The sequence below is a fragment of the Duganella alba genome (assembly GCF_009674495.1).
Lineage (GTDB): Bacteria > Pseudomonadota > Gammaproteobacteria > Burkholderiales > Burkholderiaceae_D > Rugamonas > Rugamonas alba.
In genome coordinates this window covers 165,026-189,957 of record NZ_WKJN01000010.1, presented here as the reverse complement: position 1 = coordinate 189,957, position 24,932 = coordinate 165,026, and the positions used below count along the sequence as shown (strand labels likewise).

The following is a 24,932-nucleotide window of genomic DNA, read 5'->3' as shown; positions in this document are numbered from 1 at the left end:
AGCGAACGCCTCTTTGTAATGAAGGGGATAGGAGATGAAATGATTGCTCCGACACGAAAGTGTGCAGACTTCCATCTGGTGATCTGTCGCAAGACAGGTCTGTTTGATCGCACCCAATGGGGATAACGTACTCCCCGTCGGGGGCATAGTGCGTCTATCCCTTTCTGGGATATGTGCGGGTGTAGCTCAATGGTAGAGCAGAGGCTTCCCAAGCCTACGACGAGGGTTCGATCCCCTTCACCCGCTCCAATCGACCGGAGGTTGATATGGACGCAATTCAATACGATTGTGATATTGCCTCCGCAGGCTGGACATCTTGGCACGCTATCCCGTGGGTAAAGGTGTATCAGGCTGTTGCGAGGATACAGACACGCATTGCGAAGGCAGCACAGGCAGGTGCATGGCGGAAAGCGCGCTCCCTGCAGAGACTCCTGACCAAATCCACCGGGGCGAAGGCCTTGGCTGTGAGGCGGGTGACGGAGAATCATGGCCGGAAAACTCCTGGTGTGGATCGACAAACCTGGAGCACCCCGGAGGCGAAGTGGGAGGCTTTGAACGATCTCAAAACATCGGGATACAAGCCCTTACCATTACGTCGCATCTACATCCCGAAAGCAAATGGCGAGAAACGTCCGTTGGGCATTCCAACCATGCGGGATCGGGCTATGCAAGCGCTGCATCTATTGGCGCTGGACCCAGTTGCCGAAACAGTTGGCGATTCTCATTCTTATGGCTTCAGGCGGGAGCGTTCGACGGCGGATGCGATCGTTCAAGTACGCAATGTGCTGGGACGTCAGGCGTCGCCGAAGTGGGTTCTCGAAGGGGATATCAAAGGGTGTTTTGACAATATCAGTCACGACTGGCTGATCTCCAATGTCTGCATGGACAAAGGGGTTCTCAGGAAGTGGTTGAAGTCAGGGTTTATCGAGACGGGGAAGCTGTTCCTGACTAAAGCCGGTACGCCGCAGGGAGGCATCATCTCCCCGGTGTTGGCAAATCTGGCGCTGGATGGTCTTCAAAGTGAGCTGACTTCGCTGTTTCGTACAGTGAGGGATGCGAGAGCCGCGAAGGTCAATCTGGTGCGGTATGCGGACGACTTCGTTATCACCGGCAGCTCGAAAGAGTTTCTGGAGAATGAAGTTCGACCCTTGGTGGTGGAATTTCTCGCTGCCAGAGGTTTAGTCCTGTCAGAGAAAAAGACCAAGATCACGCATGTGACCGAGGGCTTTGATTTTCTGGGTTGGAACGTCAGGCTCTTTGCGGAAGGACTGCTGGTTCGTCCCGCCAAGAAGAACGTCAAAGCGTTTCTGGACAAGATTCGTGTGCTGCTGAAGTCGATGAAGGCCGTGGCTCCGGGCACGGTGATAGATGAACTCACGCCAGTCATCAGAGGCTGGGCCAACTATCATCGCAGCCAGAACACGACCCGAACGTTTGCAAAGTGTGACCATCAAATCTGGCAAGCGTTGTGGCGCTGGGCGTGCAGACGCCATCCCACCAAAGGTAAGCGGTGGATCAAACAGCGTTACTTCAGGTGTGTAAAGGGACGGCAGTGGCGGTTCGCGGACAAGGACAAGCTGTTGCCGGTCTTGGATGGATACAGGAAGTACGTCCATATCAAGATCAATGGTGCAGCAAATCCGTACGATCCGAAAGACGATGCGTATTTTTCCAAACGGCTAGCGCAGCGGATGGGGCGGACTCTGGAGGGGCGTTACAAACTGCGGTGGTTGTGGTGGTGGCAGGAAGGGCGGTGCCCGGTGTGCGAACAGAAGATTACACGCGAGACGGGATGGCATCTGCATCACATCGTCAAGCGTTCTGAGCGTGGATCGGATGAACTGACCAACCTGATGCTGCTGCATCCAAACTGTCACATGCAGCACCATATCAATGAGAAGTACGGCCCTGCCGGTATTTCTATGTACAAGTAGGGTACTGATGGATTGCTTGAGCCGTATGCGGGGAAACTTGCACGTACGGTTCTTAGGGGAGGGGGCTGCCGCGAGGCAGCCTCCTTACCCTCCTTCATACGAGGGTTCGATTCCCTTCACCCGCTCCACTTCATCTTATTGGAACCTGCTTTTTATTCTAGGGTCGGTTGGCAACAGCACTTGTCTGTAATCCCCATCGTAGAAGCAGATCAGTTCATCTGGCCGGACTTGCTCCGGCCGCATCCATACATATAGGCCCTGCGTGTGCACCACGACACAGTCCTCACAGCCTGCTGGAATGCGTTGGCTGGCTAAGTAGTCTTCCAGGTCATGCATGAAGCGATCGTTGTTCATGAGGGCTCCCGTTGATAGAGGATATTAAACTTGGCCGCGATCTGCGCCACGATCCTGTGACTGATTTCCCAAGTCCCGTATCGTGGATCTAAGCGGCCGGCTCTGATCTCATGTGTCACGTCCGCTTTCGCTTGCGGTTCAGCGCGTTTTTGTTCCCACAGGATGGCTGGCCGGCTAGGCCAGCCATTTTTGAATCGCATGAAATGCCGCCAGTCTGGGCTTACTGCGCGTAATTCGACCAGTTTGCATTCACTGCTCAGTACAATATCTCCAGCAGAGAATGAGTGTCCGCTGGGATGATTGTGGCTGAACAGGGTGCCGTTCACTCTCTGAAGTTCGACCAAGGTAAAACCGACACTTGATTGTAGTCCTTGTTTCGCCAGGATTATCACGCCTTTGGCATCGAAGAATGCTCCATGTTCAATTTTTTCGTGTCGCACCTGATTTTCCCAGGCTAGGGCCGCAAGTTGCGCGGGAGTCGCTCCGCTCGGTGGGCAACGTGGTGTCGCTTTGTCGTAAATGGAAAAGTCCCACGGTGACTGATTGCTCCACATCGCCGACTCCCGATATCGCGTTCGTCAGCAATCTTGGCATGGCTGGCGAACGCGATATTGAGCTAGTCGGTATTGCTTAACCTTTGCCCGGCGCGGCCTTCACCAGGTTGTTGCGCAGTTTGACGACGGCTTTTTGCAGGACAGGGAATTCTTCGGCGGTCAGGCCGGTGGCGTCGCGCAGGTTCATGTGCAGGGCGCTTTCGCGCAGGGCGCGGCCTTCGGCGGTCAGGCCGACGCGCACCACACGCTCGTCGGCGGGATCGCGGGCGCGGTGGACGTAGCCCATCGCTTCCAGCTTTTTCAGGATCGGCGTCAGCGTGTTCGATTCCAGGAACAGCTTCTCGCCCAGGCCGCTCACGGTCTGGTTGTCTTCTTCCCATAACGCGATGATGGCGATGTATTGCGTGTACGTCAGCCCCAGCTTGTCCAGGATCGGCTTGTACGCCTTGCCGTAGGCCAGATTGGCGGAATAAACCGCAAAGCACAGAAAGTCGGCCAGCTGCGGCGTGGTCGGTTTGCTCATGGTGCACCTCCTTGTCGATGAGCGGATTATACATCGGATGCGATTTAATCGGAATTGCTTGACATGGCCAGATTTGCTGGTAATATGCAACGCATGCGCTTCTATCGGATGCGATTTAAATTAATCCACGCAAAGGAATTCACCATGAGCAAAGTTCTGTACACCGGCAAAACCCACACCACCGGCGGCCGCGAAGGTGCCGCGCGCAGCAGCGACGGCCGTCTGGATATCCAGCTGTCTTCGCCAGGCAGCGCGGGTCACGGCACCAATCCCGAGCAGCTGTTTGCCGCCGGCTGGTCGGCCTGCTTCATAGGCGCCATGGGTCTGGTGGCAGGCACGCTGAAGGTGACGCTGCCCGCCGACCTGGCCGTCGATGCGGAAGTCGATCTGAACAACGACGACAGCGGCTACTTCCTGGCCGCGCGCCTGAACGTCAGCCTGCCCGGCGTGGACAGCGCCACCGCCCGCGCCATCGTCGACGGCGCCCACCAGAACTGCCCGTACTCCAAGCTCACGCGCGGCAATATCGACGTGCAGATCAACCTGGTCTGAAGAAGGGGGAGCGCATCATGTCCAACGATGTCCACCACGGTTCCTGCCATTGCGGCGCGGTGAAGTTTGAAGTGCGCAGCGTGCTGACGCCGGCCGCGCGCTGCAACTGCAGCCTGTGCCGCCGCAAGGGCGCGCTGATGTCACCGCTGTTTCCGGCCGCCGGTCTGACGATCATCCAGGGCGAGGATGCGCTCACCCTCTACCAGTTCAACACCCGCGTGGCCAGGCATTATTTCTGCAAGTACTGCGGGATTTATCCCTTCCATCAAACGCGCAAAGATCCCTTGCTGTGGCGCGTGAACATCGGCTGCCTCGATGGCGTCGATCCTTATTCTTTCGATGCCGGCGTCAATGATGGCGCCAGCCTTTCCACCGTTATCCTGGAGGACGCATAATGAACACCACCTACCGCAACATCGTCGCCGCCACCGCATTCGCTATCGCCGCCCTGGCCGGCCAGGCCCAGGCCGCGGAGCCGGCCACCTTCGCCACCATCAAGCAGATCAACGCCGGCGAGCTGAATGTCGGCTATGTCGACGAAGGCCCGGCCAACGGCCCGGTGGTGATCCTGCTGCACGGCTGGCCATACGACATCAACAGTTTTGTGGAGGTGGCGCCGAAACTCACCGCGCAAGGCTATCGCGTCATCGTGCCGCACCTGCGCGGCTACGGCACCACGCGTTTCCTTGATCCGCAAGCGGTGCGCAATGGCGAGCCGGCCGCGCTGGCGGCCGATGTGATCGCGCTGATGGATGCGCTGAAGATCGACAAGGCGACGCTGGCCGGCTACGACTGGGGCGCACGCACCGCCGACATCGTCGCCGCCCTGTGGCCGCAACGCGTGAAGTCGCTGGTGTCGGTCAGCGGCTACCTGATCGGCAGCCAGGAAGCGGGCAAGCAGCCATTGCCGCCGGCGGCGGAACTGCAGTGGTGGTATCAGTTCTACTTCGCCACCGAGCGTGGCCGCATCGGCTACGAAAAGAATCACCGCGAGTTCGCGAAATTGATCTGGAAGCTGGCCTCGCCGCAGTGGCAGTTCGATGATGCGACCTATGCGCGCAGCGCGGTCTCGCTGGAGAATCCGGACCATGCGGCGGTCACGGTATCCAACTATCGCTGGCGTCTGGGATTGGAAAAGGGGGAGGCGAAGTATGCGGACCTGGAAGCGAAGCTGGCCACGTCGCCGAACATCAGCGTGCCGACCATCACCATGGAAGGCGATGCGAACGGCGCGCCGCATCCGGAGCCGGCCGCCTACGCGAAACGCTTCACCGGCAAATACAGGCACGAACTGATTACCGGTGGCGTCGGCCACAACCTGCCGCAGGAAGCCCCGCAGGCCTTTGCGCAGGCGGTGATCGACGCCGACAGGCTTTAACGCACGAACAGGGCGATCAGGATGACGATCGGCAGGGGGATGCCCAGTAACAGCAGTAAGATCGAACGCATGGTGTTCTCCTTGTTTTAGATGGTGCGTTGCACGACCAGCACGCGGGCGTGGTCACGGTTACGGCCGCCGGCGATGGCGGAGATGGCGGCGATGAAGGCGCCCAGCAGCAGGGCGACAAACATCCACAGCGCCGAGTGGGCGGCAGCTTTGCGGGCTTCTTCAGCGGCAGCCATGGCTTTGGCCTTGGCTTCGTTGGCCGCTTGCGTAGCCTGTGCGTAGATCAGGTCAACGCGCTGTTCAGCTTCCGCCTGGGTCATGCCGGTGCGCTTGGCAACCAGTTGCGCCAGGTAGACGCGGTCTTCGCCGCTGATTTTGCCCGAAGCCATATCGGTGATCAGGATGCGGTTGATTTCGCTGCGCTGCGCATCGGTGGCCACGTCGCCATTCGGCGAACGCAGCACCATGTCGGCGAAGTAGGTGTTGCTGCGGCCACCGGCGTTGGCGGCTGCGGCGCCGGCGGCAGGGGCTGCGGCGGTCGCCACGGCGGCGCCGGTGTCGATGGCGCCGCTCAGTGCGGCGCGTGCGCCGCCGGCCAGCACGGCCACGGTCACCAGCGTTGCCACGGCCCAGGCCAGCAGGCCGTGGGCGGTGTCGCGGAAGTAGACTTCATCGCCATGGATGCTGGCCCACTTGACGCGCAGACGGCCGGCCATGTAGCCGCCGATGCCGGAAGCGGCCAGCTGCATGAAGGCGATCCAGGCGATGCTGGCGGTGCCCAGCGGGGTGCTGTTGTACTGGTAGGGCGAGACCGACGACAGGCCCAGGCCCATGCCGAGGATCAGCAGGATGAAGGACAGCGCGGCGGCAGCGGCGGCGCCGGCCAGGATGGCGCCCCAGGATACTCCGGAGGCGTTACCGTCGCCGTTTGCCGTGGTGGCGACAGCGACGCCGGCGTTGAGAGGTTGTGTTTGCATGGTAGCTCCTTATTGTTGGTGAAGCCATCATGCGCTGCGGCTGGCAAGTGGTATGTTCGTGCTCCAACATATGCGCCATCTTGGTGCGGATTGACTATACTGTGGGCCTCATCCATGGAAGGCGATCGCGCATGAATCAAGTCGGCCCGCAGCAGCGTTTATCCACCCGTCTCGCCTTTCTGGCGGCCGGCCTGGCCATGGCGGCCTGGGCGCCGCTGGTGCCGTTCGCCAAAACGCGGCTGGCGCTCGGCGAGGCGGAACTGGGCCTGCTGCTGTTGTGCCTGGGCGGCGGCTCGCTGGTGGCGATGCCGGTCACCGGCCTGCTGACGTCGCGCTACGGCTGCCGGCTGGTGGTGCTGATCTCCGGCGCCTTCACCTGTCTGTTCGTGCCGTTTCTGGCGTATGCGTCGACGCCGTTGCTATTGGGGGCGACGCTGTTTGCGGTGGGCGCCTCGATCGGCACGCTGGATGTGGCGATGAATGTGCAGGCGGTGATCGTCGAGCGCGCAAGCGGCGGTTCGCTGATGTCCGGCTTCCACGGCCTGTTCAGCGTCGGCGGCTTTATCGGCGCGGGACTGATGGCGCTGATGCTGTGGGCCGGCATGACGCCGACCGCGTCCGCCGCGGTGATCTCGGCGCTGGTGGCCCTGTCGCTGGTTGTGAGCGCGCCGCATCTGCTGCGCGAGCCGGATGCGGCCGAGCGCGATGCGCCGCTGTTCGTGGTGCCGCACGGCGCGGTGATCTTCATCGGCGCGCTGTGCTTCCTGTCCTTCCTGGCCGAAGGCGCGATCCTCGACTGGAGCGCTTTGCTGCTGACCACGGAGCAGGGGCTGGACCCCAGCCGTGGCGGCCTTGGTTACGCGGCCTTTGCCATCGCCATGACGCTGGGCCGCCTGACCGGCGACCGCGTGGTGCGCGCGCTGGGCGGCAAGCGCGTGCTGCTGGTCGGCGGCTTGTGCGGCGCGGCCGGTTTCTTCCTGTCGGTGCTGGCGCCGTCCGCGCCGCTGGCGCTGGTGGGCTTTGTGCTGATCGGTCTGGGTGCGTCGAACGTGGTGCCGATCCTGTTCACGGCAGCCGGCAATCAGAGCGCGATGCCGGCCAGCCTGGCCATCGGCGCGGTGACCACGCTGGGTTATGTTGGTATTCTGGCCGGGCCGGCGATGATCGGTTTTGTGGCGCATGCGTCCAGCCTCAATCTGGCGTTCGGCGGCCTTGGTTGCTTCATGCTGCTGATCGCCGCCAGCGCCCGGCTGGGCGCGGCCCGCGCCGGGTAGCGTCGTTCCCGCCTGCGCGGGAACGGCGGGGTCAGTGACGTCGCAGCAGGTGCTCCACCATGGCGCGGTGGTCCGGCAGGTCGGCCAGCGCGCGCTGCGACACCTGCGCGATCATGGCGAATTCCTGGCGCGCCTCCTCCATGCGCGGCAGCGTGCGGGCGTTGGCGTACAACGCCGTCGGATACTCCATCCCGTACAGCACATACTGCCAGCTCGATGGCGGATACATCTCGTAATCGACCACGAAGTCCATGCGGTGCGGCGCGCGCTTGCGCCACATGGCCAGCTTGTCCTGCAGCGAGTCCGGAATGCTGGCGGCGTCGGCGTTGTCGATCCAGAAGGCGTTGTCCCGGCGCTGCGTCAGGCAGTAGTGCAGCTTGACGAAATCGACGATGCGCTCGTAGCGCGCCTTCATCATCTCGTTGTACACCTTGGCCACCGGCGCGAAGTCGCCGTCGTGCGGGAACAGGTAGCTGACCAGGTAGGCCGCCGTTTCAATCAGCCCGATGCCCGACGATTCCAGCGGCTCCAGGAAGCCGCCCGACAAGCCCACCGCCACGCAGTTCTTCACCCAATGCTGCTCGCGGTAGCCGACATTCAGCTTGAGCTGGCGCGGATTGAGGTCCTCGGCCGGCTTGCCGATATAGCCGCGCAGGATTTCCTCGGCGCGCGTGTCGTCGGTGTGGCGGCTCGAATACACATAGCCGATGCCGCGCCGCTGGTGCAGGCCGATGTCCCAGGTCCACCCCGCCTCGTGCGCGGTGGCGATGGTGTAGGAGGCGATCGGCGCGTCCGGCCGCTCATAGGGCACCTGCATCGCCAGCGCGCGGTCGACGAACAGCACGTCGTTGATGTTGCGGAAGCTGGTGCCCAGCGCCTCGCCGATCAGCGCCGCGCGGAAGCCGGTGCAGTCGATATACAGGTCGGCCGTCAGCACGCCCGCTTCCTTTGTATGCACCGCGCCGATGGCGCCGTCGTCATCCAGCGCCACGCGTTCCACCGTGGCCTGCACATGCCGCACGCCCAGCGATTGCGCGTGGGTGCAGAGCAGGGCGGCGAACTTGCCGGCGTCGAAGTGGTAGGCGTAGTTCAGCGGTCCGGTGAAGTCGGCGTCGCCCGGGCGCTTCGGGGCGCGCGACGCATCGGCGACGCGCTTCTGCATGGTCGCCGCGGCGGCAAACGCCACGCCGTCGCCGGCCGCGCCTTGCAGCCAGTAGGGCAGCAGTTCCGGTCCGCCGGGGCGCTGGCTGGGCAGGCTGAAAGGATGGAAGTAGTGGTCGGCGCCCTTGGCGCCCGGTTCGCGCACCCAGTGGTTGAAACGGATGCCCTGCTTGAAGGTGCCGTTGCACTCGCGGATGAAACGCGCTTCGTCGATGCCGATGGTGGCCAGGGTGCCGCGGATCGAGGGGAAGGTGCCCTCGCCAACGCCGATGATGCCGATGTCCCTGGATTCCACCAGTGTGATGCGGACGCTGTCGGCGTCCGCGCCGGCGCCCAGTTGTTTGGCTAAAAAACAGGCAGTCAGCCAGCCGGCGGTGCCGCCGCCAACGATCAGGACTTCTTTGACGGCATTTTTTGGTAACGTTTTCATCGCGATTTTGTCTCCTGTGTCACTGGGCAAGTCAGCACTGTCACTCTGGCGGATGGCCGACTGCGCAAGTGATACAACGCTGCTACAATTTTTAAATTGACATCTGTAACCGGGATTATGTACCATGAAATCGATTTCACAAATACAGAAAACGATTTCAGAAAAATTGAAATCGATTTCAAACAACTTGAAATCGTTTTCCACGATAAATGGTAGCACCGCCTCACCCCCTGGCGATCGCTCCGCAAAAGGAGACTTATGAACCTGCACGTACCGCAATCCGGGAAGCGTCTGCTGACGCCTATTTCGCTCGCCATCCTCGCCCTGATGGCCGGCACCACCTCTGTTTATGCCGCCGAAGCAGCCGATGCGCAAGCCGCCCAGGCCGCGCCAGCCGCCGAGCAGGCCGCACCCGCCGACAGCGGCAAGATCACCGAAGTGTTCGTGACCGCGACCAAGCGCACCACGTCGCTGCAAAAAACCCCGGTTGCGGTCACCGCACTGAATTCCGCCGCGCTGGACGACAACCACGTCCAGACCATCCAGGACGTCGTCAACCTGGTGCCGGGCTTCTCGGCCACCGGCCAGGGCGACCACGGCGTCATCACCATGACCATGCGCGGCATCGGCAACGACTCCGCCAAGACCGAATACGCCGACCCGGAAGTGGCGTCGTTCGTGGACGGCGTCTACTCGCCGCGTCCGGAAGGCGCGACCGCGCTGCTGTTCGACCTGGACGCGATTGAAGTGCTGCGCGGCCCGCAAGGCACGCTGTGGGGCCGCAACTCCACCGTCGGCGCCGTCAACATGCAGACCGTGAAGCCGGAAATCGGCAGCAACGCCGGCAACTTCGAGCTGGGCTACGGCAACTACGCCCGCATCGGCGCGCGCGGCGCGATGAACATCCCGATCAACAGCACGATGGCGATGCGCGTTTCGGTGGTGCACGAGCAGCACGACGGCTACGTCGACTTCCAGGCGCCGGAAATCCCATCGCTGGCGGCGCAGCAGGCTGCCGCCGCACCGGTGATCGCGGCGTGGAACACGGCGCACCCGACCAATCCGATCGCCTTCCAGCCGATCAATCCGAACAACTATGTGCGCATGGGTAAGAAGTACAGCGCCCAGGACCAGAGCGCGGCGCGCCTGAGCTTCCTGTGGCAGCCGTCGGCTGACCTGAAGTGGAACATCTCGTATGAGCACTACATCGACCGCGGCACCCCGAGCATCAATCTGCTGCAACAGCAGCGTCCGGGCCAGGACTTCTGGTCGGCGCTGGTCGACACCGCGCCAAGCGTGGACCGCGAATCGAACTCGGTGCGCAGCCGCGTCGACTGGCAGATCAATCCGGACATCGCGATGGCCTACATCGCCGGCTACTCGCGCTTCAACGGTTCGTCGACCTTCGACCAGGACGGCGGCGCCAATCCGGCCACCAGCTTCACCACCGCCACCAGCAGCGCCAGCGCCGGCTACCAGGCCAACAACACCGTCGGTTCCAAGTACAAGAACTACAGCCATGAGCTGGAATTCATGTCGACCGGCAAGCGTGAAGTCGACTGGCTGCTGGGCCTGTACTACGCCAACGAAGACAACAGCATCCGCTTCGACATCCCGATCATGAACGGCACCGAGCAGGGCACCGTCAGCTGGCAGGGTTCCTTCATCCAGCCGAAGGAAACCGTCGATTCGACCGCCGCCTTCGGCCAGGCCACCTGGAACATCGCCGACGCATGGCACCTGACCGGCGGCTTCCGCTACACCTCGGACAAGCGCAAGAACATCGGCGGCACCAACAACGGCTGGAGCGACCTGAGCGCGCCGCAAGTGCCGGTGAATCCTTCGATGAATCCGCTGGCGCCGGGTAACGGCTTCACCACCTACCAGAACAACGACGGCGTCTACAAGGACCACAAGCTGACCGGCCTGGGCCGCGTCAGCTACGACATCGACAAGAACAACATGGTGTTCGCGTCGGTATCGACCGGCTACAAGTCCGGCGGCCTGCAGGACGGCGGCCGTCCTTACGGTTCGGAGACTTTGACCAACTACGAAGTCGGTTCGAAATCGACCTTCCTGGGCGGCAAAGTGCGCATGAACAACTCGGCTTACTACGAGAAGTTCAAGGGCTTCCAGTTCAGCGCGCCGGTCACCAATCCTGACGGCACCCGCGGCCTGGCCACCAACAACGCCGAAGGCGCCAATGTATGGGGTCTGGAAACCGAGATCGCCGCCAAGATCACGCCGGTGGACCGCGTGCAGTTCACCGCCGCCTACACCCACGCCACGCTGAAGAAACTGATCGGCGGCAGTAACGATTATGTGCTGCCGGCCTGCTCGATCCCTGGCATCAGCACCTGCCTGGACGTGACCGGCAACGACATGCCGCACGCGCCGAAGTTCGCCATGCAGCTGCAGTACCAGCACAGCTTCGAACTGGCCGATGGCACGCTGATCCCGCGCATCAGCACCCACTACGAAACCGCCAGCTGGCTGAGCGTGTTCAACCTGGGTGAGCCGGATCGTCAGAAAGCTTACAACCGTACCGACATCGGCCTGCGTTACGACGCTGCCGCCAAGTGGTACTTCGACGCCTTCGTCCGCAATGTCGAAGACGGCAAGATCAAGACCAGCGCCATGAACGCCAACGGTCCGTGGCAGGCGCAGTACCTGCCGCCGCGTACCTTCGGCATCAACGTGGGCCGCTCGTTCTAAGCACCGAGTTTTTCATGTAGTCCAGTGTTGTCTGTGGTTTTGCAACCCCTCGCGCCTTCATCGGCCGAGGGGTTTTTTTGTTTGGGTGCTGGCGAGACCCGCACATCGCTGCGGCCAGGGTCTGACCCCGTACGGGGTCAGACCCTTTCGGTCGGGGTTATACTTTGGGACTGTATTGTTGACGCCGAGGTGCTGATGCCTGTCCTGAGTGTTTTGCTTGCCGCTGCCCTGGTGGCCGCGCTCCCGTGTTCGGAGCCGGCGCCTGATCCGTCCAATACTTATGATGCGCCGCATACCTACGACAAGCTGGTGCGCGACTATCCGGCCATACAGATCGCCGGCGACACACTGCCGGCCGGCGTGCGCAAGACCGCCGACCTGACCTACGCGCAGTACGGCGCGCGCTGCCTCAAGCTGGATCTGTACCGCCCCGCCGGCGACAGGCTGCCGGTGGTGGTGTTCGTGCATGGCGGCGGCTGGAAGGCCGGCTTCCGCTCGGAGTTCGTGCCGATGGCGCTGCGCCTCACGCAGCATGGCTACGCGGCGGTGACGGTCAGCTATCGCCTGTCCGGCGAGGCGCGCTATCCGGCGGCGGTGCAGGACGTGCAGGCCGCCGTGCGCTGGCTGCGCGCGCATGCGGCGGAATTCGGGCTGGACCCGAACCGCATCGCGCTGGCGGGCGGCTCGGCCGGCGGCCAGATCGCCAGCCTGGCCGGCGTCACGGCCGGCGATGCCGTCAAGGCCATTATCAACATCGACGGCCTGTCCGACTTCACCTCCGAACTGGCGCTCAGGTACGAGGACGATCCGAAGAAGAACCCCTCATCGGCCGGCGCCTGGTTCGGCGGCCGCTATGCCGAGACGGCGGCGCTGTGGCGCGAGGCGTCGCCGATCCGCTATGTGCATGCCGGCATGCCGCCCATCCTGTTCATCGGCAGCGCGCAGCCGCGTTTCTCGGCCGGGCGCGAGGAGATGATGGCGCAGATGGCGGCCGTCGGCGTCGCCAGCGACAAGGTGGTGCTGCCCGATACGCCGCACTCGTTCTGGCTGTTCGATCCGTGGCTGCAGCCGACGGTCGATGCCAGCGTGGCATTCTTGCATCGGCACTTGCCTTAGCTCATGCTAGTATGAAGCCATATGCGAAAGACAATCTCTCTTCTGCTGGCATGGGCGATGGGCGCGATGGCGTCGGCGCCGGTCCATGCGGTCGAGCGGCTGGCGGTGGGCACGACCTTCAGCCACATCTTCGAACAGGGAGCGGACGGCCAGTGGCACGGACTGGGCGTGGACGTGCTGCGCACGCTGGCCGCGCGTGCCGGCGACACGGTGCGCTTCAGGCTCTATCCGTGGCCGCGCGCGCTGGCGATGGTGGAACGGGCCCAGGCCGACATCCTGGTCGGTCCGTATAAATCGCCGGAACGTCTCAAGCAGTTCGCCTTCATCGATCATCCGTTTTACCGCGACCGCATGGTGTTCTACGCGCGCAGCGACAGCAATCCGCCATGGCGCGGCGACCTGGCCGCGCTGAAGAACCATCGCATCGCCGCCGTGCGCGGCTGGCACTACGGCGCGCAGTTCGACCAGGCCCGCCCGCTGCTCGACATCAGCGAAGTGCCGCAGCTGGAAAACGGCGTGCAGATGCTGGCGCTCGGCCGCGTCGAACTGCTGGCCACCAATCAACGCAACAGCACGGAACTGATCGGCGGCCTGCACCTGGAGCGCGCGCTGACGGTACTGTGTCCCGACATTACACAGCTGGACGGCTACCTGGCCTTCCCGCGCGAGGCCAGATTCTCCGCCGTGCGCGACCGCTATAACGCCCTGTTCACCGAGATGGTCCGTTCCGGCGAACTGGCGCGGCTGGGCGCGCGCAACGGCGTGCTGGTGCCCTCGGGCGACGCCGGCGCCAGACCGCCCGCTGGCTGCACCGATAAACGTGGATAAACCATGATGACCAAACACTCCCTTCACCTGGCAATATGCGGGGCGCTGGCCCTGAGTGCGGCGCCGGCGCTGGCGCAGCAGGCCGCCGCGAAGTTCGCGCCGATACCGGTCAGTTCCATCTTCCGCCCGGTGCAGGCCAACGGCACCGCCGACGACGCGCTGGCCAGCGGCCGCGTGGTGCCCGGCGTGTACGCCCCGGCCGCCCGCGCCAGCAAGCATTGGCGCATCGCCTTCCTGTTCCCGCATACCAAAGATCCGTACTGGAGCGGCTGCGCCTATGGCGTCATCAGCGAGGCGAAGCGACTGGGCGTGGCGGTCGACATCCTGCCGGCGGCCGGCTACGACGACCTGCATGGCCAGTTGCAAAAAATCGAGGAGGCGATCGCCGCCAGATATGACGCCATCGTGGTCTCGCCGATCAGCATGACGGCCACCAACAGCGCCATCGCCAAGGCGCGGGCGGCGGGGATTCAGGTGCTGGAGCTGGCCAACGACAGCCGCAGCGATGATCTCAACCTGAAGGTGACCACCTCGCTGCGCAGCATGGGCATGGAGGCGACGCGCTGGGTGATCCGCGACGCACAGCAGCGCGGCCTCAAGACCATCAACATCGCCCTGCTGCCGGGGCCACTGGGCGCCGGCTGGGTCAAGGGCGAGGTGGATGGCACGCGCATCGCGGCGCAGGAGGCGCCGATTGAGGTCAACATCCTCGACATCCGCTACGGTGACAGCGAGCGCGGACTGCAATCGCAGCTGACGGAGCGCATCGTCGCCAGGCATGGCGCGCGGCTCGACTACATCCTCGGCTGCACCGGTTGCGCGCCGGCGGCGCTGGGGCCCATCAAGGCGGCAAAACTGGACGACAAGATCCGTGTGGTGGCCTTCGACCTGACCAGCGAAATCGCGCAACTGGTCCGCACCAGGGAAATCTACGCGGCGGCCGACACCAAGGGCGTGAGCCAGGCGCGCGTCGCCATCAACGCCGCCGTCAACCTGCTGGAAGGACGCACCAAGGAGCAGCCGCACACCATCCTGGTCAAGCTTGGCATGCTGGATCAGCAGAACCTGGCTAACTATCCTTTTGATACCTCGATCGCGCCGGAAGGCTACCGCGTGCAGCTGTCCTACGACCCGTCCAGGGAATAAGCGTACCGTACGCCCACGCGGCGGCGTCTTGCGTTAATCTATGTGGATTCCCAATCAGGAGGCCATCATGAATCTGGAGCACGACAGGCGACAGGCAAGGCCGCAAACGTCGGACACCACCGGCTGGCATTCATATGATTTCATCGTGCGGCAGGCGTTGCAGGTGCAGCGCGACATCGGCACGCCCGGTGCGGTGGAACTGCTGCAAAACATGGGTCTCAATCCGCAAGTGATCGCCCGCGTGCTGGCGCCCGAGCGCCGCATCCGCGAGGAAGACCTGCGCTCACTGACCGGCGAAGCCTAGGCTGGCCTTCAGTTCCTGCACATAGCGCGCGCTGGCGGGCAGTTGCGCGCCGCAGGCCAGCGTCAACTGGTAACGGCCGTCTCCCACCACCGCCAGGCGCAGGAGCTGGTCGCGGCGCACGATGGCGGTGCGGTGCACGCGCAGGAATTCCTCCGGCCGCAGCAGCTGTTCCAAGCGGCTCAGCGGCACCCGGTGCAGCACCGTGCGCGCCGCCAGATGCAACTCCACATAATTTCCCGCCGCGTGTAGCCACAGCACGTCGCGCACGCGGACCTGCTCTATGTATCCTACCGAACGTATGCTGAAGCTGTCCATGTACTGGGTGTGACTGGCCGTCGTGTAGCCTTGCAGCGCGGCGCGGTAGCTGTCGCCGTGGCGCGAGGCCAGCATGGCGTTGGCGCGTTCGATGGCCTGTGCCAGCCGGCGGTCGTCGATCGGTTTGAGCAGGTAGTCCAGCGCGTGCACTTCGAACGCATCCACCGCGTGCGTGTTGTAGGCGGTGACGAAGATGATCAGCGGCGGCTGCGGCAGGCGGCTCAGTTCACGCGCCAGTTCCAGGCCGCTTTCGCGCGGCATCTGGATGTCGAGGAACACCACGTCGGCCGGCGTCTGCACCAGCGCGCTGCGGGCGGCGGCGGCGCTGTCGCATTCGGCCAGCAGCCGCCAGCCTGGAACGGCTTGCAGCGCCAGGCGCAGATTGGCGCGGCCGGGCGCTTCGTCGTCGACGATGACATAGCCGGTCAATCCCATTCTCCCAGCGGCAGACGGATTTCCGCGTAAAAGCGGTCGTCGCGTTTTTCGGCGTGCAGCGAGGCGGCCGGATCGAACATCAGCAGCCGCTCGCGCGTGTTCTTCAGCCCAAGGCCGGTGCCGGGATTGGGCGGTGTCTGCGCGCTCAGGGGATTGGAGACGGTAATCAGCAGTTCGGACGCCAGGCGCGTGATGCGGACGCGGATATCGCCGCGGCCATCGTGACAATCGAGGTCGTGGCGCAGCGCGTTTTCGATCAGCGGTTGCAGCAGGAGCGGCGGGCACAGGGCATCGTGCAGTTCGTCGTCGTCACAGTCGATCTGGATCTGCAAACGTTTACCGTAGCGCAGGCGTTGCAGGTCGGTGTAGTCGTGCACGAATTGCAGTTCTTCGCCGAGGCGCACGGCGTCGCGCAGGCTGGCCGACAGGGCGTAGCGCAGCAGATCGCTCAAGCGGCTGATGCCTTGCAGCGAGACGGCCTTGTCGCCGTCGCGCACCAGTGCGCTGATGGCGTTCAGCGCGTTGAAGATGAAGTGCGGTTCCAGTTGCGCGCGCAGCGCCAGCATGCGTTGCTGCTCCAGTGCCAGCGACAGTTCCAGGTTTTGCGTATGCGTGCGCTGCAAGGCCTGCTCGCGTGCGCGCGCCAGCCGCCAGTTGCCGATGGCGACAATGATGGCGTAGGTGGCGCCGGTGACGAACCAGCTGAAACGGCGCATGCGCAGGCGCGCCTGGTAGATGCTTTGCAGGTTGATGCCGTCGTTGTTGTGGACCCAGTCCACGTACAGCCATTGCAGTGGCTGGAACAGCACCATCACCACGATGAAGAAGCCGGCCACATTGCGCCACGGTTCGAACAGCGTGGGCCGGCGCAGCAGCGCCAGACACAGGGCGGAACTGAGCAGCATCATCGGCACGTAGTCGATGCACCATTGCTGCCATAGCCGCAGGAAGCTGGAAGCGTTGGCCGCGCCGTAAGCGCCGGCCGCGCTGATCGCCACCCAGGCCAGCGCGTTCACTGCCACCGTTTGCAGCACGGCGGTCCATCGCGGACGCGGTGCGGCCCAAGGCGTTGCCGCGCGCGCACCGCCAAGCGTTGCTTCCATCGATGCCGCCTGCGCGGCAGCGGTTGGCGGCGCGGCGCCTGGCGAGGCGTGCGGCGTGGCGCGCGTGGCGGCGAGGTTGGCGTTGGGCGGGGTGCTCATCGGCGCGAGTATAGCAGGGGCGATTCGCGCTTCCGCCGGGCTGCGTCACACGGAACCGGGATTTCGTCCCACGCGTTCCGCAACGGCCTGCTGCGGCGGCAGAATCGCGTTTTCGCATACATGAAGGAAGACGATGAGGATACATGGATTGGATACCCTGCGCGCCGCCGCGATTGTGCTGGTGCTGATGTACCACCACGGCGTGGTGGCCGGCGGCAGCGATTTCGGCGAGGCAGGGCGCATCGGCTGGGTGGGCGTGGACCTGTTCTTTGTATTGAGCGGCTACCTGATCGGCAATCAGATCCTGTCGCAGCGCATGCCGTTGTCGACCTTCTTCGGCCGCCGCCTGCTGCGCACGCTGCCCAACTACTACGTGGTGCTGGCGGTGTACTTCCTGTTTCCGGCGGCGCTGGGCGGCAGCGCCACCGCACCGCTGTGGCGCTTCCTGACGTTCACGCAGAACTTCGGCCTGCAATACGGCCAGACCTTCACGCATGCATGGTCGCTGTGCATCGAGGAGCAGTTTTATCTGGTGCTGCCGCTGGCGGTCCTGCTGCTGCGCCGCCCGCGCTGGGGATGGCTGGCGATGGCGCTGGCCGTAGCGGGCGCGGTAACCTTCCGCGCGCTGGCGTGGTCCAAGGGGCAGCAGCCGTTTTCGCAGGAGGTGTACTACTCCAGCTTTGCGCGCTTCGACGAGCTGCTGCCGGGCGTGGCGATTGCGATGCTGAAGAATTTCCATCGTCCGCTGTACGACCGCATTCTGCGGCATGGCAATCTGCTGCTGGCGGCAGGCCTGTTGATGTGCGGCGTGCTGCTGGCGCGCTTCTATGACGAATCGTTCTTGATGACGGCGTTCGGCTTTACGCTGCTGGCGTTGAGTTTCGCCTTGCTGCTGCTGGCGGCGTTGAGTCCTGCATCGCTGCTGGCCCGCGTGCGCGTGCCGGGTGCGGAGAGCCTGGCCTTGTGGTCGTATGCGGTCTACCTGGCGCACAAGCCGCTGTTCAAGATCGTCGGGGAGGCGATGCCGCTGGACCGCCATGCGGCGCCGGGCATCGCGCTGGTGATGCTGGCCGGCGTCGGCGGCGGATGGCTGCTGTACCAGCTGGTCGAGCAGCCCTTCATGCGCCTGCGCGCGGCGTGGTTTCCCGTTACTCCTTATGGTGGAACGGTGCGAACCACGTGACCAGGAACGATGGAATGGTGGCCGCCATCACCAGCCAGAAGTAGTGCACATAGCCCAGCGCCTGCTGCAGGTGGCCGCTGATCACGCCGGTCACCATCATGCACAGGCCCATCAGGCCGGTGCCGAAGGCGTAGTGGGTGGTGGTGTATTTGCCTGGCGCCAGCTGCTGCATCAGGTAGATCATGAAGCCCACCGAGCCGAAGCCGTAGAAGAACTTCTCGACCGCCACGCCGGCGGAAATGATCAGCAGGTTATCCGGCTGGTAAACGCTCATCAGCAGGAAGGTGACGTTCGGGATGTTGACCGCGCAGCACAGCGTGAACAGGGTTTTCTGCAAGCCGCGGCGCGCCACGAAGATCCCGCCCAGCAGGGAGCCCAGCAGCACGGCGATCAGGCCGTAGGTGCCGTAGATCAGGCCCAGCATCTCGTTCGACAGGCCAAGGCCGCCCTGCGTCACCGGATCGACCATGAAGAACGGCCCGATCTTTTCCAGCAGGCCGATACTGAAGCGGAAGATGAAGGCGAAGCCCACCATCAGCCACACGTCGCGCTTCTGGAAGAAGGTGGCGAAGGAATCCTTGAGGATGTAGGCCGCTTCGGCCACCGACGATGGCGCGTTTTCGGCCTTGGCGCCGTCGGGCATCACGCGCATATGCCACAGCGCGGTGACGATGGTGATGCCGGCGACGATGAAGAAGATGATGCGCCACGAGTCGATCCACTCCGGGCCGAAGGCGCCGGCCTGGTGATGGAAGTAGTGCGTGTGCAGCCAGCCGCTCAGGTACACCATGCCGCCCGAGGCGACGATGGGACCGACGTTCCAGCTCAGGCTCTGGATGCCGCAGAACAGCGACTGGGTCTTGGTGTCGAGCGAAGTGACGTAGACGCCGTCGGAGGCGATGTCCTGCGTGGCGCCGACCAGCGACAGTATGCCGAACAGGAACACCATGATGACCATGTAGTCCGGCAGCGACATGGCCAGCGCCACGGCGGCAAAGCCGATGCCGACGATCAGCTGCGCGCACAGCACGAAGAACTTCTTGGTGCGGTACATTTCAACGAACGGTGCGAACAGCGGCTTGATGGTGTAGGCCAGGATCAGGTAGCTGGCGTATTGCGCGGCCTGGCCGTTGTCCATGCCGAGGTTCTTGAACATGATGGAGGTCACGCTGGTGAGCATCATGTAGGTCAGGGCCATGGCGAAGTAGCCGCTCGGCACCCACAGCATCGGCGTGCCGCGCGCGAACATGGCGCGGAACAGCGACGGGGGGGCGGCAGCCGGCGCCGTGTCAGGTGCGGCGGCCTGCGGCTCTTTCGGCAGGGCGGAAGGTGCGGTACTCATAGTGTCGTCCTCGTTGTTCTCGGTGGAGTGTAGCACTGGCTCTTCGGCCATTCTTCAAAACGGGAACCGCCGGCCCGAGGGCCGGCGGCGGTACTACGGTTGCGTTGCTCAGGCGGCGTGCGCGCTTTTTTGCGGACGCTGTTGGATCAGGTAGTCGCGATACCACAGCGCGCTGTGCTTCGGCGTGCGCTTCTGGGTTTCGTAGTCGACGTGGACGATGCCGAAACGCTTGGCGTAGCCCGAGTTCCATTCAAAGTTGTCCAGCAGGCTCCACAGGAAGTAGCCCTGGATGTTCACGCCTTGCAGGCGGGCGTCGTTGAGCGCCTTCAGGTGGCGCTTGACGAAATCGATGCGCGCCTCGTCCGGGATCTCGCCGTTGACGATGGTGTCCGGATTGGCCATGCCGTTTTCGGTGATGTAGATCGGCGGCAGTTCGTAGTCGGCGTGCAGCTTGAGCAGCAGTTCGGTCAGGCCGTCCGGGAAGATTTCCCAGCCCATGTCGGTCTTGCCCAGTTTGCACTCCGGCTGGCGCGGCGGCGTTTCGGTCGAGCAGAAGGCGCGGAAGTAGTAGTTCACACCGAGGAAGTCGATCTTCTGGTGGGCGATTTCCAGGTCGCCGTCGTGCACCACCGGCGCGTTGTCGCCGTGGACCTTGAGCGCCAGTTCCGGATATTTGCCCTTGAAGATAGGGTCCATGAACCATTCGACCGAGCGCGAATATTCGAATTCGGCGGCGGCCTTGTCGGCGGCGCTGTCGGTGGCCGGATCGGCGGTCCACTGGTTCAGCACAATGCCCAGCTGCGCCGAGCTGCCGACCTTGCGCATCGCGCTCATGGCCAGACCGTGCGACAGCACCAGGTGGTGCGAGACCTGGATCGACTGCTTGAGGTCCGCCACGCCCGGCGCGAACTGGGCGTTGCCGTAGCCCAGGTTGGCGGTGCACCAGGGTTCATTGTGCGTTGCAATCGTTTTCACGCGATTGCCGAAGCGGCGCGCCACTTCGGCCGCGTATTCGGCGAAGTGGTAGGCGGTGTCGCGGTTCAGCCAGCCGCCTTCGTCCTGCAGGCCTTGCGGCAGATCCCAGTGGTACAGCGTGATGTGGGCGGCGATGCCCTTGCTTTCCAGTTCCTTCAGCAGGCGGTCGTAGAAGTCCCAGCCGGCTTCGTTCCACGCGCCTTTGCCTTGCGGCTGCACGCGCGCCCAGGCCATCGAGAAGCGGTAGGCGTCCACGCCCAGGCTGGCCATGATGGCCACGTCTTCCGGGTAGCGGTGGTAGTGGTCGCAGGCGACGTCGCCGTTGGTGCCGTCGATGACTTTGCCGGGTGTGTGGCTGAAGGTATCCCAGATCGATGGGCCCTTGCCGTCGGCGGTGGCGCCGCCTTCAATCTGGAATGCACTGGTGGCAACGCCCCAGGTAAACGAGGGTGGGAATTGCGTGAAATCGGTCATTGTCTTTATCGTTTTAATGGATTAACAGGGGCGGAAGGGAGGACATAGCTACGTTTGAAAACGATTTCACGCCTCATGTGATGATTAGACCTCAACTGCACATGGGTGTCAATCGATTTGAAAAAGTGCGCCGGCAAGCCTGATATAATGCCGCCTCAAATAAATTAACGCCGATTCCACTCATGTCTTCCGATACGCCTAAAGACGGCCAAGCACGGCCGATGCTGTACGACCCGACCGAACACCGCATCCGCAGCTTCGTCACCCGCGCCGGCCGCCTGTCGACCGCGCAGGCACGCTCGCTGGAAGAACTGGGTCCGAAGTTCCTGATCGAGTACAGCAAGGCGCCGCTGGACTATGAACAGACCTTCGGCCGCAAGGCGCCGGTGGTGCTGGAAATCGGCTTCGGCATGGGCGGCACCACGGCGCACATCGCCGGCGTGATGCCGGAGAAGGATTTCATCGGCGTGGAAGTGCATACGCCGGGTGTGGGCAGCCTGCTGAAGCTGATCGGCGAGCAGGAGCTGACCAACCTGAAGGCGATCCAGCACGATGCGGTGGAAGTGCTGAACCATATGATTCCGGATGGCTCGCTGCATGGCGTGCATATCTACTTCCCGGACCCGTGGCACAAGGCGCGCCATAACAAGCGCCGCTTGATTCAGTCGCCGTTCGTCAAGCATCTGGTGCAGAAGCTGGAAGTGGGCGGTTATCTCCACCTGGCCACCGACTGGGAAGACTATGCGGTGCAGATGCTGGAAGTGTTGAGCGCGGAAGAGGGCTTGCAGAATACCGCCGACGGCTACGCGCCGCAGCCGGCCTATCGTCCGCTGACCAAGTTTGAGAACCGCGGCCTGAAGCTGGGGCATGGGGTGTGGGATCTGGTCTTCACCAAGAAGTAGTTGGCGCTTACCCCAGTGCGCCGCAGTGCGGGGCTAAACGGTTTCCGCGTGCAGTGTAGGGAGCTGAATCGAAGCCGCCTTCAGGGGTTCCTGAGCAGGACCCCGTTGAAGCGCTTTATTGTCTCATCCGGCGTCGCCAAGGTGCACCACAGGCGACGGTCGTCGTAGATCACTTCCGAAAATTTCCCCGTTCGTTCGCGTCCCGGCAGGTCGACCCAGGCCAGCATGCAGGCCGGCTGTTCGTTCGCCTTCAGCAGCACCAGCTGACGCTTGGCCGGCGTGTTGCGCAGCTCATACGGAATGTTGGCCGCCTTCAGCGCGACAGTCACCTTGGCGATGGCGTCGCCCTGCGGCACGCCTTGCTTGGTGTAGTGATGCGGCGCGCGGTCGTTGTAGTGCACGATCAGCGGCGGCTCGGCGGCAGCCGCCGTGAGCGAGATCAGCGCGGCCGCAAGCAGTTTCATTTTTCCAGCGGCTCCAGGTCCAGCACCACCACATACGACAGGCGCTTGCCTTGCCACAGCGTGCCGCCGCGTACTTGCGCATCGACTGTGCTCAACTGGCCGCTGGCTTCCTTCTTGCGCAGCAGTTCGCGGAACTTGAGCGATGCCTTCTGCGACAGATAGCCCACCATGCGGCCTTCGATGAAGACGGCGACCGCCTCGTTCTCATAGGCGTTGCGGTCGTCCGGCATCAGCGTCGCCACATACGGCGCGGCGGCGGCGTTGTCGCCATGCTCGCCGGCCAGCGCGCGCAGCGTCGGCTGGTAGCGCGATTCGTTCATCACCTCCACCATGAAGCGGCCGCCGTCGGACCAGTGCAGCACCGGCGCGCTGTCCGGCAGCACTGGCTCATACGGCACGCCGGACGGCAGCGGCAAGGCCTTCGGCTTGTTCGGATTGGTCTTGATGATGGCATAGACCACCGCCGCCGTGGCGACGATGATCAGCAGGGAAATGAAGAGCTGCATGGCGTGCTTAGTTAAACAAAGGCCGTCATCTTACCGCATGCCCTTGGACTGGTAGACGATTTTCCCGCCCACCACCGTTTGCAGTACCTTGATGTTGGCGATGTCCTCGGCCGGTATGGTGAAGAAGTTGCGGTCCAAAACAATCATGTCGGCCAGCTTGCCCACTTCCAGCGAGCCGGTCTGCGTTTCCTGGCGCAGCGTGTAGGCGGCGTTCAGCGTGATGGCGCGCAGCACCTCGGCGCGCGGCATGCCCGGTTGCGCGGTCAGGCGGCCGGCGTATTCCTTGCCGGCGTCCGGCGCGGCGGTGCGGGTCACGCCGACCTTCAGCGCGAACCATTCGTCCAGCGGATCGACCGGCCAGTCGCTGCCATAGGCGATACGCGCGCCGGCGTTGAGCAGCAGTACCTGCGGTTCGACGGTGGCGTAGCGCTGCGGTCCCATGTAGTCCTTCAATGCGCCCAGCGTGTCGGGCGCCGGCTTCGCCCACTGGAACGACAGCACCGGCGTCACATCCAGTTGTGCAAAGCGCGGGTAGTCGGCCGGATCGACGATTTCGTCGTGCGCCAGCGCCGGCCGCACGCGCTTTCCTTCCGGCGTGGCGCGCAGGGCTTCGATGGCGTCCAGCGATTCGCGCACGGCGCGGTCGCCATCGACGTGGATGTGCGGATCGATGTGTGCGTGCGCCAGTTCCTTGAGCGTGGTGCGCAAGGCGTCTTGCGAGAAGTAGCTGGCCGGTCCGGTGTTGGCGCCCGGCTGCCAGTCCGGTTTCTCCGGCGTGCCTTTGTTGACAAGGTAGGGTTCCAGCATGGCGCCGGTGAAGGCGGGCGCCGAGATCACGCCGTCCATGAACAGCTTGGCGTGCCGCACCTGCATCGACGGCGCCACCCTGGTCGGTCCCTGGTCGAACTGTTTCTGCTGTTTGAGCAGCTCGGCCACCGCGCTTTGCGGCGTCGCGCCTTTATCCAGATCGATCAGCACCGCGAAGTGCGCGCGTGCCGTCAGCTTGCCCTGCTTTTGCAGGTCGGTGAAGGCCGTCATGGTTTCCGGATCGGTGTAGGCGTCGAGGAAACTGGTGATGCCTTGCTGGCGCATCGCCGCCAGTGCGGCCTTGGAGGCCGCCAGGTTCTCGGCCACCGTCAGCGGCGGCAGCAGGTTCATCGCCATGTCCTGCGCAGCGTCTTCCAGCAGGCCGGTAACGTTGCCCTTGTCGTCGCGGGTGATCTTGCCGCCGGCGGGATCGGGCGTGTCGCGCTCCACCTTCGCTACCTTGACGCCCTTGGAGTTCAGCAGCGACGAGTGGCCGAAGGACGAGCGGACGATGATCGGCCGGTCGGTCTTGAGCGCATCGAGCATGGCGGCGGTGGTTTCCACGCCGTCCGGCAGCATCCCTTGCTGGAACCAGTTGACCACCACCAGCCAGCGGTCGGCGCCGGATTTCTTGTCGCGGTCGAGGCAGGCCTGGATGCGCGACTGGAACTGCGGCACCGTCAGCGATTCGTAATTCAGGCTGCAATTGAGCAGGCGGCTGCCGCCCGATTGCGGATGCATATGGCCGTCGATCAGGCCGGGCATCAGCATGCGGGCCTGCAGGTCAATGACTTCGGTCTTCTTGCCGGTGAGGGCCTTGGCGCCGTCGTTGTCGCCGACGTAGACGATGCGGCCGCCGCGCACGGCCAGCGCCTGCTGCACGCTGTCCCTGGCGTCCACCGTGTAGACGTAGCCGTTGCGGTAGACCGTGTCGGCCGGCTTGTCGGCAGCGTGGGCAACCGACAACAACAGGGCGAATGCTGCAAAACTGCCGATTCTGGTCATGCGACTCTCCAAGATACAAACAATTACAAATTTTCAGCGCGCGTTTACATTCCTTGCGGTATTGTCT

24 protein-coding genes and 1 tRNA gene are annotated in these 24,932 nt (G+C 63.6%); 13 read left to right on the top strand and 12 right to left on the bottom strand.

Going from position 1 to position 24,932, the window contains the following annotated elements; genetic code table 11:
• Window positions 1-175: 175 nt before the first annotated feature.
• Window positions 176-249 (top strand) — tRNA-Gly (locus GJ695_RS12830).
• A gap of 17 nt (window positions 250-266) precedes the next feature.
• The gene (gene ltrA / locus GJ695_RS12825) at window positions 267-1,934 is read left to right on the top strand and encodes a group II intron reverse transcriptase/maturase (RefSeq protein WP_154365267.1); all 1,668 of its coding nucleotides are present in this window, start codon (window positions 267-269) and stop codon (window positions 1,932-1,934) included.
• A 135-nt stretch (window positions 1,935-2,069) separates the two neighbouring features.
• Here ltrA and GJ695_RS12820 read toward each other — a convergent pair whose 3' ends face one another.
• From GJ695_RS12820 to GJ695_RS12810, 3 genes are all read right to left on the bottom strand, one after another.
• Window positions 2,070-2,288, bottom strand: a complete 219-nt coding sequence (locus tag GJ695_RS12820; RefSeq protein ID WP_154365265.1) for a hypothetical protein — start codon at window positions 2,286-2,288, stop codon at window positions 2,070-2,072.
• Window positions 2,285-2,842, bottom strand: a complete 558-nt coding sequence (locus tag GJ695_RS12815) for a hypothetical protein (protein ID WP_154365263.1) — start codon at window positions 2,840-2,842, stop codon at window positions 2,285-2,287. The genes GJ695_RS12820 and GJ695_RS12815 overlap by 4 nt, the downstream gene beginning before the upstream one ends.
• A 76-nt stretch (window positions 2,843-2,918) precedes the next feature.
• On the bottom strand, window positions 2,919-3,365 hold the full coding sequence (locus tag GJ695_RS12810; protein ID WP_154365261.1) for a MarR family winged helix-turn-helix transcriptional regulator: 447 nt from the start codon (window positions 3,363-3,365) through the stop codon (window positions 2,919-2,921).
• A 144-nt stretch (window positions 3,366-3,509) separates the two neighbouring features.
• On the opposite strand from GJ695_RS12810, the gene GJ695_RS12805 reads away from it, so the two are divergent.
• From GJ695_RS12805 to GJ695_RS12795, 3 genes are read left to right on the top strand one after another with little or no spacing between them, the layout of a single operon-like run.
• Window positions 3,510-3,917, top strand: coding sequence for an organic hydroperoxide resistance protein (locus tag GJ695_RS12805; protein ID WP_154365259.1), 408 nt, complete (start codon window positions 3,510-3,512; stop codon window positions 3,915-3,917).
• Between the two features lie 17 nt (window positions 3,918-3,934).
• On the top strand, window positions 3,935-4,312 hold the full coding sequence (locus GJ695_RS12800) for a GFA family protein (RefSeq protein WP_154365257.1): 378 nt from the start codon (window positions 3,935-3,937) through the stop codon (window positions 4,310-4,312).
• A complete protein-coding gene (locus tag GJ695_RS12795) occupies window positions 4,312-5,295 on the top strand; it encodes an alpha/beta fold hydrolase (RefSeq protein WP_154365255.1) in 984 nt (327 codons plus the stop codon). Before GJ695_RS12800 ends, GJ695_RS12795 begins: the two co-directional genes overlap by 1 nt.
• Window positions 5,296-5,381: 86 nt before the next feature.
• Here the strand turns inward: GJ695_RS12795 and GJ695_RS12790 are convergent, their stop codons facing one another.
• Window positions 5,382-6,281 carry a hypothetical protein gene (locus GJ695_RS12790; protein ID WP_154365253.1) on the bottom strand — a complete coding sequence of 300 codons (900 nt, stop codon included), beginning with the start codon at window positions 6,279-6,281 and terminating at the stop codon, window positions 5,382-5,384.
• 131 nt (window positions 6,282-6,412) lie between these two features.
• On the opposite strand from GJ695_RS12790, the gene GJ695_RS12785 reads away from it, so the two are divergent.
• Window positions 6,413-7,555, top strand: a complete 1,143-nt coding sequence (locus tag GJ695_RS12785) for an MFS transporter (protein ID WP_154365251.1) — start codon at window positions 6,413-6,415, stop codon at window positions 7,553-7,555.
• A 31-nt stretch (window positions 7,556-7,586) separates the two neighbouring features.
• On the opposite strand, the gene GJ695_RS12780 is transcribed toward GJ695_RS12785, so the two are convergent.
• On the bottom strand, window positions 7,587-9,146 hold the full coding sequence (locus GJ695_RS12780) for a tryptophan halogenase family protein (RefSeq protein WP_154365250.1): 1,560 nt from the start codon (window positions 9,144-9,146) through the stop codon (window positions 7,587-7,589).
• Window positions 9,147-9,404: 258 nt separating this feature from the next.
• Here GJ695_RS12780 and GJ695_RS12775 point away from each other — a divergent pair, with 258 nt between their 5' ends.
• From GJ695_RS12775 to GJ695_RS12755, 5 genes are all read left to right on the top strand, one after another.
• On the top strand, window positions 9,405-11,861 hold the full coding sequence (locus GJ695_RS12775; RefSeq protein ID WP_154365248.1) for a TonB-dependent receptor: 2,457 nt from the start codon (window positions 9,405-9,407) through the stop codon (window positions 11,859-11,861).
• 195 nt (window positions 11,862-12,056) lie between these two features.
• Window positions 12,057-12,977, top strand: a complete 921-nt coding sequence (locus tag GJ695_RS12770) for an alpha/beta hydrolase (RefSeq protein WP_229260421.1) — start codon at window positions 12,057-12,059, stop codon at window positions 12,975-12,977.
• A 21-nt stretch (window positions 12,978-12,998) separates the two neighbouring features.
• On the top strand, window positions 12,999-13,805 hold the full coding sequence (locus tag GJ695_RS12765; protein ID WP_154365246.1) for a substrate-binding periplasmic protein: 807 nt from the start codon (window positions 12,999-13,001) through the stop codon (window positions 13,803-13,805).
• A gap of 3 nt (window positions 13,806-13,808) precedes the next feature.
• Window positions 13,809-14,951: a TMAO reductase system periplasmic protein TorT gene (gene torT / locus GJ695_RS12760; protein ID WP_229260422.1), complete on the top strand. Its 1,143-nt coding sequence runs from the start codon at window positions 13,809-13,811 to the stop codon at window positions 14,949-14,951.
• Between the two features lie 67 nt (window positions 14,952-15,018).
• A complete protein-coding gene (locus GJ695_RS12755) occupies window positions 15,019-15,255 on the top strand; it encodes a hypothetical protein (protein ID WP_154365244.1) in 237 nt (78 codons plus the stop codon).
• Here GJ695_RS12755 and GJ695_RS12750 read toward each other — a convergent pair.
• Both GJ695_RS12750 and GJ695_RS12745 read right to left on the bottom strand, forming a co-directional pair.
• Entirely contained in the window at window positions 15,235-15,999 is a 765-nt protein-coding gene (locus GJ695_RS12750) for a LytR/AlgR family response regulator transcription factor (protein WP_229260423.1), read from the bottom strand. The two genes, GJ695_RS12755 and GJ695_RS12750, sit on opposite strands and share 21 nt — an antisense overlap.
• Window positions 15,996-17,207 carry a sensor histidine kinase gene (locus GJ695_RS12745; protein WP_229260424.1) on the bottom strand — a complete coding sequence of 404 codons (1,212 nt, stop codon included), beginning with the start codon at window positions 17,205-17,207 and terminating at the stop codon, window positions 15,996-15,998. Before GJ695_RS12745 ends, GJ695_RS12750 begins: the two co-directional genes overlap by 4 nt.
• Window positions 17,208-17,355: 148 nt before the next feature.
• On the opposite strand from GJ695_RS12745, the gene GJ695_RS12740 reads away from it, so the two are divergent.
• Complete coding sequence (locus GJ695_RS12740) at window positions 17,356-18,390, top strand: acyltransferase family protein (RefSeq protein ID WP_229260425.1); 1,035 nt, start codon at window positions 17,356-17,358, stop codon at window positions 18,388-18,390.
• Here GJ695_RS12740 and GJ695_RS12735 read toward each other — a convergent pair.
• Window positions 18,356-19,732 carry an MFS transporter gene (locus GJ695_RS12735; RefSeq protein ID WP_229260426.1) on the bottom strand — a complete coding sequence of 459 codons (1,377 nt, stop codon included), beginning with the start codon at window positions 19,730-19,732 and terminating at the stop codon, window positions 18,356-18,358. The two genes, GJ695_RS12740 and GJ695_RS12735, sit on opposite strands and share 35 nt — an antisense overlap.
• A gap of 108 nt (window positions 19,733-19,840) precedes the next feature.
• Window positions 19,841-21,181: a GH1 family beta-glucosidase gene (locus tag GJ695_RS12730; RefSeq protein WP_154365238.1), complete on the bottom strand. Its 1,341-nt coding sequence runs from the start codon at window positions 21,179-21,181 to the stop codon at window positions 19,841-19,843.
• A 221-nt stretch (window positions 21,182-21,402) separates the two neighbouring features.
• Here GJ695_RS12730 and trmB point away from each other — a divergent pair, with 221 nt between their 5' ends.
• Window positions 21,403-22,083 carry a tRNA (guanosine(46)-N7)-methyltransferase TrmB gene (gene trmB, locus GJ695_RS12725; RefSeq protein ID WP_154365309.1) on the top strand — a complete coding sequence of 227 codons (681 nt, stop codon included), beginning with the start codon at window positions 21,403-21,405 and terminating at the stop codon, window positions 22,081-22,083.
• Between the two features lie 80 nt (window positions 22,084-22,163).
• Here the strand turns inward: trmB and GJ695_RS12720 are convergent, their stop codons facing one another.
• Genes GJ695_RS12720 through GJ695_RS12710 form a run of 3 tightly spaced genes read right to left on the bottom strand, consistent with a single transcriptional unit; the run spans window position 22,164 to window position 24,865 of the window.
• Window positions 22,164-22,547, bottom strand: a complete 384-nt coding sequence (locus GJ695_RS12720; RefSeq protein WP_154365236.1) for a hypothetical protein — start codon at window positions 22,545-22,547, stop codon at window positions 22,164-22,166.
• Window positions 22,544-23,053 carry a hypothetical protein gene (locus GJ695_RS12715; protein WP_154365234.1) on the bottom strand — a complete coding sequence of 170 codons (510 nt, stop codon included), beginning with the start codon at window positions 23,051-23,053 and terminating at the stop codon, window positions 22,544-22,546. Before GJ695_RS12715 ends, GJ695_RS12720 begins: the two co-directional genes overlap by 4 nt.
• Before the next feature lie 30 nt (window positions 23,054-23,083).
• Window positions 23,084-24,865 (bottom strand): amidohydrolase, encoded by a 1,782-nt coding sequence (locus tag GJ695_RS12710; RefSeq protein ID WP_154365232.1) that lies wholly within the window; start codon window positions 24,863-24,865, stop codon window positions 23,084-23,086.
• Between the last annotated feature and the right edge of the window lie 67 nt (window positions 24,866-24,932).